Origin of the sequence: Marisediminicola sp. LYQ134 (assembly GCF_046599635.1) — a bacterium.
Lineage (GTDB): Bacteria > Actinomycetota > Actinomycetes > Actinomycetales > Microbacteriaceae > Marisediminicola.
Genome location: NZ_JBKIWP010000001.1, coordinates 367,461 through 380,780, shown reverse-complemented (window position 1 = coordinate 380,780; position 13,320 = coordinate 367,461). Strand labels below are relative to the sequence as shown.

Below are 13,320 nucleotides of genomic sequence, written 5' to 3'. Positions count from 1 at the left end.
GGGGCGCTCAGCAGTTGGCCCGATACTGGTCACACAATGGATTGGCAGACGCCCGAAGACACGGTTCCCTCGTTCTTCATCACCGAGGCGAACACGCGGTCGATGGTCGGCGGCCCGCCCGCGACGGGCGCGTGGCGCGAGGGTGATCACCCGGGCGACCGCAGCTTCCTCTCTCTGGGGCCCCTCGAACTCGAGAGCGGCGAGACCCTCCCCCACGTGCGGATGGCGTTCGAGACCTGGGGTGAGCTCGCGGCCGATCGCAACAACGCGGTTCTCGTGCTGCACGCGCTCACGGGAGACAGCCACATCACGGGTGATCCCGTGCGCGGCCACCCGACCGCCGGATGGTGGAGCGAGATGGTGGGCCCCGGGCTCGCGATCGACACCGACGAGTTCTACGTCGTCGCCCCCAACATGCTCGGGGGCTGCCAGGGGACGACCGGCCCCGCGTCTCTCGCACCAGACGGCGCCGAGTGGGGCGCACGATTCCCCTACCTGACCATCCGCGACCAGGTCGCCGCGGGAGCGCGATTCTCCGACGCGCTCGGCATCGAGAGGTGGGCCGCGGTCGTCGGCGGCTCGATGGGCGGGATGCAAGCCCTCGAGTGGGCGGTCGGACACCCCGACCGCGTCGCGCGAGTCGCGGTGCTCGCGGCGCCGCCCTCGAGCAGCGCCGACCAGATCGCCCTCAACTCGGTGCAACTCGAGGCGATCCGCATGGACCCCGCCTTCGCGAACGGCTCCTACTACGACGCCCCCGACGGGGAGGGGCCCTATCGCGGACTCGCTCTCGCGCGGCGCATGGCGCTTCTCAACTACCGATCGCCGACCGAGCTCAACGACCGCTTCGAGCGCAGCTGGCAGAGCAGCATCAGTCCCCTCGGCCACGACGGCAAGTTCGCCGTCGAGAGCTACCTCGACTTCCACGGCAACAAGTTCTCCCGGCGATTCGACACCAACAGCTACGTGACGCTCGTGGGCGCCATGAACTCGCACGACATCGGCCGTGACCGCGGGGGTGTCGCCGCAGCCCTCGCGAGAGTGACGGCCACAGCCCTCGTGCTCGGCATAGACAGCGACCGGCTCTTTCCGCTCGACGACCAGCGGTCTCTCGCGCGCGGCATCCGTGCCTGCCTCACGGGCACCGAGCCCGCCGTGGTCGAGTCGCCGTTCGGTCACGACGGGTTCCTCATCGAGCACGCTCAGGTCGGCGGCTGGGTGCGTCGACTGCTCGACGCCGAGGCATAGCCCGCAGGCTAAACCTGTCACCCTGACGGGGGCGTGGTCGCCTCGGGCGCGCGTGGCTAGTCTCGGAGGCGCACCGACCTCCCGTGCGGAGATCCGGGTGCGATCTCGAGCGGCCCGGGGGGAGGCTCCGTGAGCGAACACACCTCTCGGCCGCGCCTCGCCGTCGTCGACGACCACCGCCTCGTGCTCGACGGGATCGTCTCCCACCTCACCCTCACGGGAGTCGAGGTCGAGGTCGTCATCGCCGCGACCTCGTGGTCCGAGTTGCTCGACCACGACTCCTACCCCGTCGACGTCGTGGCCCTCGACCTCAACCTCGGGGACAACATCCCCGTGACCCTCAAGATCAGGGCCCTCCGCGACGCCGGAGTGCGCACGGTCGTGATGAGTGGTCACGCCGACCGCAGTTCGGTGCACGCCGTGCTCGGCGCGGGAGCGCACGCCTTCGTGCCCAAGACCGATCCCGCGGAGGAACTCGTGGCGGCCGTCATCTCGGCCGCTCACGACCTCCCGCACCGACCACCGGAGGCGTTGCCGCCCCGCGAGACGGCCGTCGACCCGGGGCTCGGCCCGCAGGAGCACCGCGCCCTCGTGCTCTACGCCGCGGGTCGGTCGATCAAGGAGGTCGCCGAGGTCATGATGACGACGGACGAGACGGTCAAGTCGTATATCAAGCGTGGTCGACGCAAATACCGCGAGGTCGGTGTCGACGTCGGCACGAAGGTGCTCTTGCGTCGCCGGGGAATCTCCGAGGGGTGGTTGACCCCCGAATAGCGCGACGATCGTGCCGACGAGGCCGGTCATGACAGCGCCGAGCGGGAGCGCTGTACCCCGTTCGAGCGGGACGTGTGCAAATATTGCGGTGTTGCGCGGGAGCGCGGCTCCCCAGACCCAGCGTGCCCGACAGGATCAACTCCGTGGATCAATTCGCGAAAGAACGAGACCGCTTGCTCGAGCGCACCGCTCGGCTCGTCGGTCTCGTGGGCATCGGCGTCACCGCGATCTGCTTGAGCCTCCCGGGAGTCTCCTCGCCCGACATCCTCATCGTCACGCTCGTTCTGTGCGGTCTCACCGCGGGGGCGCTCTGGAAGATCGGAACATCCCGCTCGCTCGTGTGGGTCGTTCCCGGCGCGCTCACGGGTCTCGGCGCCCTGGTCGTGGCTCAGATCCCCTCGAGCGACGCCACGGCCGAAGCGGTCGCGACCTCGCTCGTGCCGCTCGCGGGCGCGGGAATCGCGGCATTCGCGCTCGTGCTCACGAACTCGCTCGCGCGACTCGGCGTCGCGGGGCTCCTGCTCGTCGCGAGCGCGATCCTCACCGAGACCGCGGTACCGGGAGACCAACCGCTGTCGTCGCAGACCGCGACGGTGCTCCTCGGGTGGGCGCTCATCGTGACGCTCGCCTACTGGCTCAATGCGAGCGTGCCGAAGGCCGCGCGCAAGATCTTCAGCATCGGACGCGCGCATCGAGCAGAGAGGCTCGCGAGCGAGACCGAAGCTCAGCGGCGGCAATCGGCGAGACTCCTGCACGACACCGTGCTCGCGACCCTCACCCTTCTCGCGCACTCGGGCGTCGGGGTGTCTCCCGACGCCCTCCGCCACCAGGCCGGCGACGACGCGCGGTTGCTCCGGCAGCTCCGCCTCGGAGGAGCCCCCGTTCCGCAGTCATCCGAGCACTACAACCTCGAGCCCGTCGAAGAGAGCGCCCTCGGCCACACCCTCGAATCGGTCAAGCAACGATTCGGTCGCATGGGCCTCGAAGTGAGCTGGCACGGCACGGGTCAGGTGCTGCTGCCGAGCGACGTGCTCGACGCTTTCCTGCTCGCCCTCGCCGAGTGCCTCGAGAACGTCCGACGGCACTCGGGCGTGACCGACGCGCACGTCACGATCACCGACGACGACACGACGGTGCGCGCGATGGTCACCGACGCGGGCGTCGGATTCAACCTCGACGACATCGACTCCGCTCGCCTCGGCTTCAAAGACTCCGTGGTGGGTCGACTCCACGAGGTCGGCGGGCGAGCACGCCTGTTCTCGTCGCCCGGGAGCGGCACGACGGTCGTGCTCGAGGTGCCACGGTGACCGGCTGGTCGACCCCCGAGGAGAACACCCTCGGCGTCATCTTCAGCCGGCGCAACCGCGGTGTTCCGCGCGCGTCGGTCGCCGCGGCAGCCGTCAGACAAGCGAACGCCCGCTGGTCGAGTCTCGGCACCGGATATCTCGGGGTGGGCGCCGCGGCGCTGTGTGCCGTCGAGGCGGTCTACGGGCTCGCGTCCTTCGCCACCCATCTCACGGCCTACCCGTCGCTCATTCCGGCGATCGCCGCGTGGGTCGTGTTCATCGCGGCATTCGCGGCGATGAGCATGTCTCTCGCGACGCGCGGGGAACGCCTTCCCGGGTGGGCTTTCGGTCTCTACTACCTCGCTCTCGCGGTCGTCGCCGCCCTCGACCTCGTCGCGATCTGGCCGCTCGGCGACGTCGGGGCGTATGCGACGGCCTCGGTGACCGCGGGGTTCGGCCTCCTCATCGTCGCGGTGCACCGGCCCGCCCGCGAGCTCGCCATCGGCACGACCGTGCTCGTCGCCGCTCTCGTCACCACGATCATCCTGACGACGGAGATGACCCCCGAGATCGCGCCCGAACAGGTTCTCATCGCGGTGCTCGCCGGGTTCCCCGCGTTCCTCGCGGTCTCGATCGTGCGCAACTTCCGCACCATGGTGCAGCTCGAGCTCGATCGGGTGCTCGTGCAGAGCACCGTCTCCGCGCCGCGATTCGCGGTCGGGATGCTCGCATCCGAAGAACTCGCGCGACTCGACCTCGCCGCGGAGGAGCTGCTCGATTCGGTCGCGAGCGGACGCACGGCTCTGCCGCTGCGCCCCAAGACGGCCTCGACCGCCGCCTCCCTCGCGACCGAGTTGCGTCTGCACCTCATCGAGGGGCGCCGCGAGACCTGGCTGTACCACGCGGTGAGCGAGTCGGAGCTGCTGGGGCGCGCGGTGACGCTCGTCGACCCGAGCAGCCTCGCGGGACTCCTCACGCCCGCTCAGCGCGACGGCTTGCTCTCGGCCGTCTGGGTCATCGTCGCCGACCACAAGAAGACGGGGGCCACCGCGACGATCACGCTCGGACCGGTCCTCCCGAGAACGGCGGCGTCGCCCGCGCGGTCGATCGCCATCCCCATCGCGATCTCGACGACGAGTGTCGCGCGCAACAGGGTGGACTCTTCGACCTGGGCCGCCCTCGGTCGGGTCGGCGCCTACACCCACTCCGTCAAGGATTCGAGCCTGCGTGTCAAGATCGAATGCCACGTGCCCAACCCCGCCGACCAATGACCGTGCCAGCCGGCGCGGGCTCATCCCGCCTCCCCCGCCACACCCGATTCCCCGCCCCGAAGCCCCACCAGACGCCGCAGCGCGTCTCGGCCGCACCGAGATATCGAAGGACGCCATGACCCCGACCGACACACCTCTCCGCCTCGCACTCGTCGACGACCACAAAATGTTGCTCGGCGCCCTCACCGAGTGGATCCGCGGCGCCGCGAGCGACATCTCGGTGGTCGCGGCCGTGACGTCGTGGCCCGACCTGCTCTCCCACCCCGAATTCCCCGTCGACGTCGTGCTGCTCGACCTCGACCTCAAAGACAACCTTCCGATCTCGCTCAAGATCTCCACGCTCAAGACCGCCGGAGTCAAGACCGTGCTCATGAGCACCTACTCCGAACCCAACGTCGTGCGCGAGGCGCTCGCCGCCGGAGCCCTCGGGTACCTCGTCAAGAGCGAGGCCGCCGAGATGATCGTCGAAGCGATCCGGCTCGCTCGTCGCGGGGAGTCCTACATCTCCGCCGAACTCGACCTCGCCCTCAACGCGAGCGACGTCGGCGGGTCGCCTAAGCTGAGCGCTCAGGAGCGTCGCGTCATGGCTCTCTACGGGGGCGGCGAGCCCGTCAAGGCGGTCGCGTACCAGCTCGAGATCTCCGAGGAGACGGCGAAGTCCTACCTCAAGCGCATCCGGGAGAAGTATCGCGTCGCGGGGATCGACGTGGGCACGAAGGTCGCGCTTCGCCGTCGAGCCATCCACGACGGCATCCTGCTGCAGACCGACTGACGCCGGCGGCAGATCGGATCAGCCGAGCTCCTCGATGGCCGACTCCAGTCGGTCGAGCTTGCCCGTGAGCTCCCCCGTGTACCCCGGGCGGATGTCTGCCTTGAGCACGAGCGAAACCCGGGAGCCGAACCGGCCGACCGCCTCGGTCGCCCGCTTGACGACGTCGAACACCTCGTCCCACTCCCCCTCGATCGTCGTGAACATCGTGTCGGTGCGATGCGGCAGCCCCGATTCCCGCACGATCGCGACGGCGGCGGCCACGGCGTCGTGCACCGAGTCGCTCGGCGCTGCGGGAGCCTGGGCCGGGACCGACACCGGATCGTCGGAGACGCTCTGCTGGGGGACGCCGCTCGGGGCGACGGAGAAGGCGACGAGCATGGGGACTCCTTGTTGTTTCAGGGCTGTGGATGACTCGGCTGTAGAGATGACTGAGCTGCACGGATGACTGGGGTGTGCGGATGACTCAGAGGTGCGCCGTGTCGACCACTGTGGCACGGGCGTGCCCGTCGGTGTGGCGCTCGGCGTCGGCCTCACTCCGCGAACTCCCGACCGTCGACCCGCCGGGCACCGCCGCCTCGGGTCGCAGTCTCGCGAGACACACGACGGCCCAGGCGAGGAGCGCGACGAGCAGGGCGTTGCGGACCGTCAGAACGACGAGCATCTCGGGCCACAGCCCGAGGAGGTACCCGTAGAGGTAGGGGTAGAGCGCGTGAGTGAGTGCGGCGATGACCGTCACGAGAACGACGCTGACGTGGATGCCGAGCCTCGAGCCTGCGGCTCGCACGCCGGCATCGGCGGGAGCGCGGACACCGCGGCTGTGCTGACCGACGAGGCCCAGGATCACGGGCACGGCGAGCCACGAGATGAACTGGGGCGAGCCGACCTTCTGAAACACGATGAGGCTCGTGACGAGACTCAGCGCGAGCGGCGGTAGCACGACGGAGGCGTCGACCCCGCGCCGGACCACGAGCGCGCCGAGCCCGCACACGAGACCGACGACCACGATGAGGAGCGGCGTCATGACGGCGCTCACGAGCTCGGAGCCGGGGCCGTCGACCTGCCACGTGAGGATGTCGGTGTCGTAGTCGACCTCGGTCGTCGACGGGTCGAGGATGGCGCCCCACATCCAGAACGTCGACACCGGGGCTTCGACCTGGAGTCCGCGCCCGGTCTGCTGCCCGACGAAACTCGCGACGTTCGCGCCGCTCCCCGCCGCGAGGGCGATGATCGCCACGACCGCGCTCGTCGCGAGAGCGATCCCGAGCACCCTGCCTCGCTCGCGCAGCGTGACCACGAGCGCCACGACGAGCACTCCCGGCCACACCTTGATCCACGCGGCGGCCGTGAGCAGAACGGTTGCGAGGAGGGGGCGTGACGCGACGACCACGACCCCCGCGACCGCGAGAGCGACCGTGACCGCGTCGATGCGCGCGAGCGCGATGGGCCCGAGCGCGACGAGGAACAGCGACCACCACCATCCGGCGATGCGACGACGGCGCGATCGGCCGCGACCGACGAGCGCGGCGAACGCGACGACGTCGAGAACGACGATGAGCGCGAGCCACGTGACCGAGTAGAGCGACGCGTCGAGCGTGAGCGGAACGAGCGCGGGGATGCTCGCCGCGACCGGGTAGAGCGCATAGGAACCGAGGATGGGCACGAGGGCGAGCACGGGGTAGACCCACGGCGCGTCGATCCCGACCCAGTAGTCGGCGCCGAAGGCCTGATTGGTCCAGAACCAGTACACGCTCGTGACGTCGCCGAGAGGAAACCCGGGGGCGGTGAGGTTGAGCGCGACGAGCGCGACGTGCGCCGCGAGAAAGGCGATCCAGACGCTCACCGAGCGCAACGGGGCGCTCGCAACCGACATGCCCGCCATCCTACGGCTGCCCGGCACGGCACGGCCCGGGCCGGCCTGAGCTGCCGTGGCCTGGCCGAAGCGTCGTCGCAGACTCGCGCTACAACGCGGCGAGCATGTCGGCGATCACGCGCGGCACCGCGTACGCGAGGTCGAGCACCGTGAGCGGGCCCCCGGCACTCGCCTCGGCGGCGGCGGCACCGTGGATGCTCGCGGCCGTCGCCGCGAGTCGCGCGAGTGTGCGCTCGTCACGCTCGATCTGCGCGGAGTGCGTGGCGACGAGAGCACCGAGGATGCCCCCGAGGGCGTCCCCTGCTCCCGCGGTTGCGAGCCACGAGGTCGGGGTCGTGACGACGAGCCGAGACCCGTGCGCGTCGGCGACGAACGTCGACGACCCTTTGAGGAGCACCGTGACCCCGAAATCGACCGACGCGCGTTCCGCCCACAGGGCAGGCTCGTCGGCGACGCGCGAACGGTCGACGCCGAGCATCCTCCCGAGCTCGCCGTAGTGCGGCGTGATGACCGACGCACCGGCGACCTCCCCGACGAGGTCGAGAGCGCCGGCGTCGAGCACGGTCGGAACGCCCTGCGCGATCGCGTCGCGGAGGCGCCCCGACGCACGGTCGTCCCGCGTCTCGGCGTCGATCCCCGACCCGAGCAGCCACGCTTGCACTCGACCGTCGGCCGTCACGACCTCGGGCCGCCGCTGGAGAACGAGATCGGTCGGCCGCGAGTCACCGAGGTAGCGCAGCATCCCGACCCCCGTGTGCAGGGCGGCCTCGACGCCGAGGACCGCCGCACCCGGATACATCGTCGACCCCGTGACGACCCCGAGAACACCGCGGGAGTACTTGTCGTCGCTCGACTGGGGCACCGCGATGTGGCGAGCGGAGTCGGCGGGGGTCCAGGTGCGAAACGTCACAGTCCGACGATACGCGCGCGGGCATATTCGCGCCCGACGCGGTGTTGCAGACCGAGATGACTACTTCTGCGCTCTTCACTCCCCACACGATCCGCTCGACCTCGTTCCGCAACCGCATCTGGGTGAGTCCGCTCTGCCAGTACTCGGTCGACGAACGTGACGGCGTTCCCACCGACTGGCACCTCGTGCACCTCGGCTCGTTCGCGCGCGGCGGCGCGGGGCTCGTCATGACGGAGGCGACCGCGGTCACCCCCGTCGGCCGCATCTCCCCCGAAGACACCGGGATCTGGGATGACGACCAGCAGGCGGCGTGGGCGCGCATCGTCGACTTCATCCACTCGCAGGGCGCGGCGGCGGGCGTGCAACTCGCCCACGCCGGCCGCAAAGCGTCGACGTGGAAAGAGTGGGGTCCCGAGTCGGGCACCCAGCCCGAGGCCGACGGCGGCTGGACCATGGTCGCGCCGTCCGCAATCCCCTTCACGGGTTACGGCACCCCGCACTCCCTCACCGTCGAAGAGATCGCCGAGACCGTCGCCGACTTCGCCCGCGCCGCTCGCCGGTCGATCGACGCGGGCTTCGACGTGCTCGAGATCCACGCGGCGCACGGGTACCTCGTGCACCAGTTCCTCTCGCCCCTCTCCAACGAGAGAACGGATGCCTACGGCGGCAGTCTCGAGAACCGCGCGCGCGTGCTCGTCGAGATCATCCGCGCCGTGCGCGACGAGGTGGGCGACGACGTGCCGCTCTTCGTGCGCTTCTCGGCCACCGACTACGCCGAGGGAGGCTGGGACCGCGAACAGACCGCGACCGTCGCCGCGTGGAGCCGTGACGCCGGCGCCGACCTCTTCGACATCTCGACGGGGGGTCTCGTGCGCGACGTGACCATACCGCTCTCCCCCGGCTACCAGGTGCCGTTCGCCGACTTCGTCAAGCGCGAATCCGACGTCGAGGTGAACGCCGTCGGGCTCATCACCGAGGCGGCCCAAGCCGAAGAGATCGTCGCGAGCGGTCAGGCCGACGCCGTCATGATGGGGCGCGAGATCATGCGTGACCCGCACTTCCCGCTCCGCGCCGCCCACGAACTCGGCGTCGAGATCGACTACTTCCCGATCCAGTACCACCGCGCCCGCTGGCGCCGCGGCTAGGAGCTACCGACGACGCGTCGCGCCGACCCGCTAACGACGACGCGTCGCGTCTTGCACCTCTCCGACGAGCTCCTCGATGATGTCCTCGAGAAAGAGCACGCCTCGCGTGTCGCCGCTCTCGTCGAACACCCGCGCGATGTGCGTTCCCGAGCGGCGCATCGAGGCGAGGGCGTCTTCGAGGTCGGTCTCGAGGTAGATCGAGATGAGCTGGCGGATGCGCTTCGGCGGAACCGGGTGCTCGAACTCCCCGATCGCCTCGAGGTCGATGACGTCTTTGAGGTGCAGATATCCCGTGGGGTCGCCCGCCTCGTTGACGAGCACGTATCGCGAGAACCCGTGCCGCGCCACGGCCTTCTCGACGTCTTTCGGCGAGGCCGCCTCCGAGAGGGCCACGAGGTCCGACATGCTCACGGCGATGTCGCGCACCTTCTTCTCGGTGAACTCGAACGCGGCCATGAGCGCTCCGCTGCTGTCGGTCAGGAGTCCCTCGCGCTGTGACGTCGCCACGATCGTCGCGACCTCGTCGACCGTGTACGCGCTCGTCGCCTCGTTCTTCGGCTCGACCCTGAAGAGCCGCAGCACACCGTTCGCCGTCGCGTTGAGCGTGACGATGATGGGGCTGAAGATGCGCGAGACGAGAACGAGCGGCGGCGCGAGGATGAGAACCGCGCGATCGGGGATCGAGAACGAGAGGTTCTTGGGAACCATCTCGCCGAGCACGACGTGCAGATACGACACGAGCACGAGAGCGATGATGAACGCGACCGTGCCGATCACCTCGGGCGGGAGTCCCGTGAGCTCGAGGGGGATCTCGAGGAGGTGATGGATGGCGGGTTCCGAGACGTTCAGGATGAGCAGCGAGCACACCGTGATCCCGAGCTGACTCGTCGCGAGCATGAGCGTCGCGTGCTCTATCGCCCACAGCGCGGTCTTCGCCGCCCTGCTCCCCGCCTCGGCCCGAGGTTCGATCTGCGAGCGCCTCGCCGAGATGACGGCGAACTCGGCGCCGACGAAGAAGGCGTTGACGGCCAAGAGGATGAAGAGCCACCCGATGCCCCACCAGTCGCTCATCGCGTGCGTCCCGTCTGCTTAGAGGTGGCGATCGGCCCCGTGGGCCGGCCCGCGGGGGTCACGTCGACGCGCTCGGCGGCGTCTTCGGTCTCGATCGCGAGCGGGGTGAAGCGCATCCTGTCGATGCGACGCCCGTCGAGCCGTTCGACGCGGAAGGTTCCGGCGTCGACCGTGACGGTGTCGCCGACGACGGGCAGTCGCCCGAGTTCGCTCATGATGAAGCCGCCGACGGTTTCGTACGGCCCGTCGTCGGGCACGACGACATCCGCGCGCTCCTGCAGTTCGTCTGGCCGGAGGCTCCCGGGAAAGGTGAGCCAGTCGCGGGATCGCACGACGCCCGCGCGAGCACGGTCGTGTTCGTCGGCGACCTCGCCGACGAGTTCCTCCACGAGGTCTTCGAGGGTCGCGACGCCCGCCGTGCCCCCGTATTCGTCGACGACGACCGCCATCTGGTAGCCCTGCTGGCGTAGTTCGCCGAGGAGGGTGTCGAGTTTCATGGTCTCGGGCACCCGGAGCGCGTCGCTCTGGAGCGCGGAGACCGGAACGACGGACCGCTTCTTGCGCGGCACGGCGACGGCCTGCTTGACGTGCACGAACCCGACGACGTCGTCGATGCTGTCGTCGATCACGGGGAAACGCGAGAGACCCGTCGAGCGCGCGAGGGAGATGACGTCGTCGGCCGATGCCGACCTGTCGATGCTCGAGACGCGCGGACGCGGGGTCATGACGTCGGACGCGATGTGCTCGCTGAATGCGAGTGTGCGCTCGAGCAGCGTCGCCGTGTCGCGATCGAGGATGCCCTCGAGAGCCGAGCGTCGCAAGAGCGACGTGAGCTCGTCGGCTGTCCTCGCCGAAGAGAGCTCCTCTTTCGGCTCGATGCCGACCGACCTCAGGATGCCGTTCGCCGAGTTGTTGAGCACCGAGATGAAGGGCTTAAAGACGAACGTGAAGCCGACCTGGAACGGGGCGACGAGCTTGGCGGTCTGCCGCGGGAGCGCGAGGGCGAAGTTCTTCGGCACGAGTTCGCCGATGATCATCGAGAGGAGCGTCGCGATGAAGATCGCGACGATCGTCGCGACGACCGAGATCGCCGGATCGGGGATGCCGACCGAGCCGAGGAGCGGGGCGAGGAACCGGCTGAATGCGGGCTCGAGGGTGTACCCGGTGAGGAGGGTCGTGAGGGTGATGCCGAGTTGCGCGCTCGAGAGGTGCGTCGAGGTGATCTTGAGTGCCCCGATGGTCACCCCGAGGTTCTTCTCCCCGCGCGCCTGGCGCGCCTCGAGATCGGATCGATCGAGGTTGACGAGAGCGAATTCCGAAGCCACGAACAGTCCCGTGCCGACGGTGAGGAGGAGCCCGATCGCGACGAGGATCAGGTCGTACACGGGAACCGCGGAGCGAAATGTCGAGAAGGGGGGTCATCCATGGTGATCTCGATGGTATCCGAGCGGTGGGGCACTCGGTCTACCAGCTGACCGGGAGGGCTTTGCCCTCTTCGTACCCCGCGGCGCTCTGGATGCCGACGAGAGCCCGGTCCGCGAACTCCGCGAGGGTCGACGCGCCCGCGTAGGTGAGCGACGAGCGCACGCCCGACGTGATCATGTCGAGCAGGTCCTCGATCGACGGCCGCAGCGGATCGAGGTAGATGCGCGACGACGAGATGCCCTCCGCGAAGAGGGTCTTGCGAGCGAGCTCGTACGCCCCGAGCCGGTCGAACCTGTCGTGCACGGCCTTCGTCGAGGCCATGCCCCAGCTCTCCTTGTAGAGGCGACCCTCGTCGTCGGTCTCGAGGGTACCGGGGGCCTCGATCGTGCCCGCGAACCACGATCCGATCATCACGGATGCCGCTCCCGCCGCGAGGGCGAGCGCGACGTCGCGCGGGTAACGCACTCCCCCGTCGGCCCACACCGTGGCGCCCAGCTCGCTCGCAGCCGCCGCCGTTTCGAGCACGGCGGAGAACTGGGGTCGCCCGACGGCGGTCATCATGCGCGTCGTGCACATGGCGCCGGGGCCCACGCCGACCTTGACGATGTCGGCCCCCGCCCCGACGAGTTCGCGCACGCCGTCGGCTGTCACGACGTTGCCCGCGACGAGCGGAATGCCGAGGTCGAGCTTCGCGACCGCCGAGATCGCCTCGATCATTCCGCTCTGGTGCCCGTGTGCCGTGTCGATCACGAGCACGTCGACGCCAGCAGACGCGAGAGCCTTGGCCTTGCGGGTGACGTCGCCGTTGATGCCGATCGCCGCGGCGACTCTCAAACGACCCTCGGAGTCGAGGGCGGGCGTGTAGATGGTCGACCGCAGAGCGCTCGTGCGACTCACGGTGCCGATGACGTTGCCGTGCCGGAGCACGGGCGCGAACTGAAGATCGGCGGCGACGAGGAGGTCGAATGCCTCTCGCGCGGTCGTCACGTCGTCGGCGTCGATCGAGGTCAGGCGCCCGTGCAGCAGATCGCCGAGGGTGGCGTCGGGGAGGGCGGCCCCGAGGCGACTCGCCGAGATGCACCCGAGGTAGGTGCCGCTCCGGTCGTGCAAGACGATGCCGTGTCCCTCCACCGGTGGCAAGCGTCGCAGGGCGTCGGCGACGGTCTCGTCGGGGCGGAGGGAGACCGGAGAGTCGAAGGCCACGGGTTGGGCCTTCACCCAGCGGATCGCGGCATCTAGATCCTGGAGGTGCATGTCTTGCGGCAGGACACCGAGGCCACCTCGCCTCGCGAGAGTCGCCGACAGCCGTGCGCCCGTGACCGAGCTCATGTTGGCCGCGACGATCGGAATGGTCGCGCCCGTGCCGTCGGTCGGCGCGATGGACACGTCGAGGCGGCTTTTGACATCCGAGCGGCTCGGCACGAGGAACACGTCGGAGTAGGTCAGATCGTGCCGGGGAGTGGTCTCGTAGAACCTCATCCCCTCACGTTAAACCCTCCGGGCCCGGTCGAAGCAGGTCGACGAAAGTGATTAAGCTTGACGGGTGTG

Annotated in this window: 12 protein-coding genes; 6 read left to right on the top strand and 6 right to left on the bottom strand. The window is 69.4% G+C overall.

Translation table 11 applies throughout. From position 1 onward, the window contains the following. Positions 1-36: 36 nt before the first annotated feature. The 5 genes from ACLHIH_RS01820 (at position 37) to ACLHIH_RS01800 (ending at position 5,351) form a co-directional block, all read left to right on the top strand. Entirely contained in the window at positions 37-1,248 is a 1,212-nt protein-coding gene (locus ACLHIH_RS01820) for a homoserine O-acetyltransferase (RefSeq protein WP_411315006.1), read from the top strand. Positions 1,249-1,377: 129 nt separating this feature from the next. Then, positions 1,378-2,022: a response regulator gene (locus tag ACLHIH_RS01815; protein WP_411315005.1), complete on the top strand. Its 645-nt coding sequence runs from the start codon at positions 1,378-1,380 to the stop codon at positions 2,020-2,022. Positions 2,023-2,165: 143 nt separating this feature from the next. After that, complete coding sequence (locus ACLHIH_RS01810; protein WP_411315004.1) at positions 2,166-3,329, top strand: sensor histidine kinase; 1,164 nt, start codon at positions 2,166-2,168, stop codon at positions 3,327-3,329. Then, positions 3,326-4,579 (top strand): hypothetical protein, encoded by a 1,254-nt coding sequence (locus ACLHIH_RS01805; RefSeq protein ID WP_411315003.1) that lies wholly within the window; start codon positions 3,326-3,328, stop codon positions 4,577-4,579. The genes ACLHIH_RS01810 and ACLHIH_RS01805 overlap by 4 nt, the downstream gene beginning before the upstream one ends. A 115-nt stretch (positions 4,580-4,694) precedes the next feature. After that, on the top strand, positions 4,695-5,351 hold the full coding sequence (locus tag ACLHIH_RS01800; protein WP_411315002.1) for a response regulator: 657 nt from the start codon (positions 4,695-4,697) through the stop codon (positions 5,349-5,351). Positions 5,352-5,369: 18 nt separating this feature from the next. Here ACLHIH_RS01800 and ACLHIH_RS01795 read toward each other — a convergent pair whose 3' ends face one another. From ACLHIH_RS01795 to ACLHIH_RS01785, 3 genes are all read right to left on the bottom strand, one after another. After that, positions 5,370-5,729 carry an MTH1187 family thiamine-binding protein gene (locus ACLHIH_RS01795; protein ID WP_411315001.1) on the bottom strand — a complete coding sequence of 120 codons (360 nt, stop codon included), beginning with the start codon at positions 5,727-5,729 and terminating at the stop codon, positions 5,370-5,372. A gap of 85 nt (positions 5,730-5,814) precedes the next feature. Continuing rightward, positions 5,815-7,221: a hypothetical protein gene (locus ACLHIH_RS01790; protein ID WP_411315000.1), complete on the bottom strand. Its 1,407-nt coding sequence runs from the start codon at positions 7,219-7,221 to the stop codon at positions 5,815-5,817. A gap of 88 nt (positions 7,222-7,309) precedes the next feature. Beyond that, positions 7,310-8,131 carry an NAD(P)H-hydrate dehydratase gene (locus tag ACLHIH_RS01785; RefSeq protein ID WP_411314999.1) on the bottom strand — a complete coding sequence of 274 codons (822 nt, stop codon included), beginning with the start codon at positions 8,129-8,131 and terminating at the stop codon, positions 7,310-7,312. A gap of 56 nt (positions 8,132-8,187) precedes the next feature. Here ACLHIH_RS01785 and ACLHIH_RS01780 point away from each other — a divergent pair, with 56 nt between their 5' ends. Beyond that, positions 8,188-9,276, top strand: a complete 1,089-nt coding sequence (locus ACLHIH_RS01780; protein ID WP_411314998.1) for an NADH:flavin oxidoreductase/NADH oxidase — start codon at positions 8,188-8,190, stop codon at positions 9,274-9,276. A 30-nt stretch (positions 9,277-9,306) separates the two neighbouring features. On the opposite strand, the gene ACLHIH_RS01775 is transcribed toward ACLHIH_RS01780, so the two are convergent. The 3 genes from ACLHIH_RS01775 to ACLHIH_RS01765 form a co-directional block, all read right to left on the bottom strand. After that, positions 9,307-10,347 carry a hemolysin family protein gene (locus ACLHIH_RS01775; RefSeq protein ID WP_411314997.1) on the bottom strand — a complete coding sequence of 347 codons (1,041 nt, stop codon included), beginning with the start codon at positions 10,345-10,347 and terminating at the stop codon, positions 9,307-9,309. After that, positions 10,344-11,732: a hemolysin family protein gene (locus ACLHIH_RS01770; RefSeq protein WP_411314996.1), complete on the bottom strand. Its 1,389-nt coding sequence runs from the start codon at positions 11,730-11,732 to the stop codon at positions 10,344-10,346. The genes ACLHIH_RS01775 and ACLHIH_RS01770 overlap by 4 nt, the downstream gene beginning before the upstream one ends. A 79-nt stretch (positions 11,733-11,811) precedes the next feature. After that, a complete protein-coding gene (locus ACLHIH_RS01765) occupies positions 11,812-13,251 on the bottom strand; it encodes a GuaB1 family IMP dehydrogenase-related protein (RefSeq protein WP_411314995.1) in 1,440 nt (479 codons plus the stop codon). Positions 13,252-13,320: the final 69 nt, after the last annotated feature.

What these genes read in the sequence shown, in the direction of transcription:
- ACLHIH_RS01790 (WP_411315000.1), bottom strand. Translation starts at nt 7,221, where the DNA reads ATGTCGGTTGCGAGCGCCCCGTTGCGCTCGGTGAGCGTCTGGATCGCC.
- ACLHIH_RS01800 (WP_411315002.1), top strand. Translation starts at nt 4,695, where the DNA reads ATGACCCCGACCGACACACCTCTCCGCCTCGCACTCGTCGACGACCAC.
- ACLHIH_RS01820 (WP_411315006.1), top strand. Translation starts at nt 37, where the DNA reads ATGGATTGGCAGACGCCCGAAGACACGGTTCCCTCGTTCTTCATCACC.
- ACLHIH_RS01765 (WP_411314995.1), bottom strand. Translation starts at nt 13,251, where the DNA reads ATGAGGTTCTACGAGACCACTCCCCGGCACGATCTGACCTACTCCGAC.
- ACLHIH_RS01775 (WP_411314997.1), bottom strand. Translation starts at nt 10,347, where the DNA reads ATGAGCGACTGGTGGGGCATCGGGTGGCTCTTCATCCTCTTGGCCGTC.
- ACLHIH_RS01795 (WP_411315001.1), bottom strand. Translation starts at nt 5,729, where the DNA reads ATGCTCGTCGCCTTCTCCGTCGCCCCGAGCGGCGTCCCCCAGCAGAGC.
- ACLHIH_RS01780 (WP_411314998.1), top strand. Translation starts at nt 8,188, where the DNA reads ATGACTACTTCTGCGCTCTTCACTCCCCACACGATCCGCTCGACCTCG.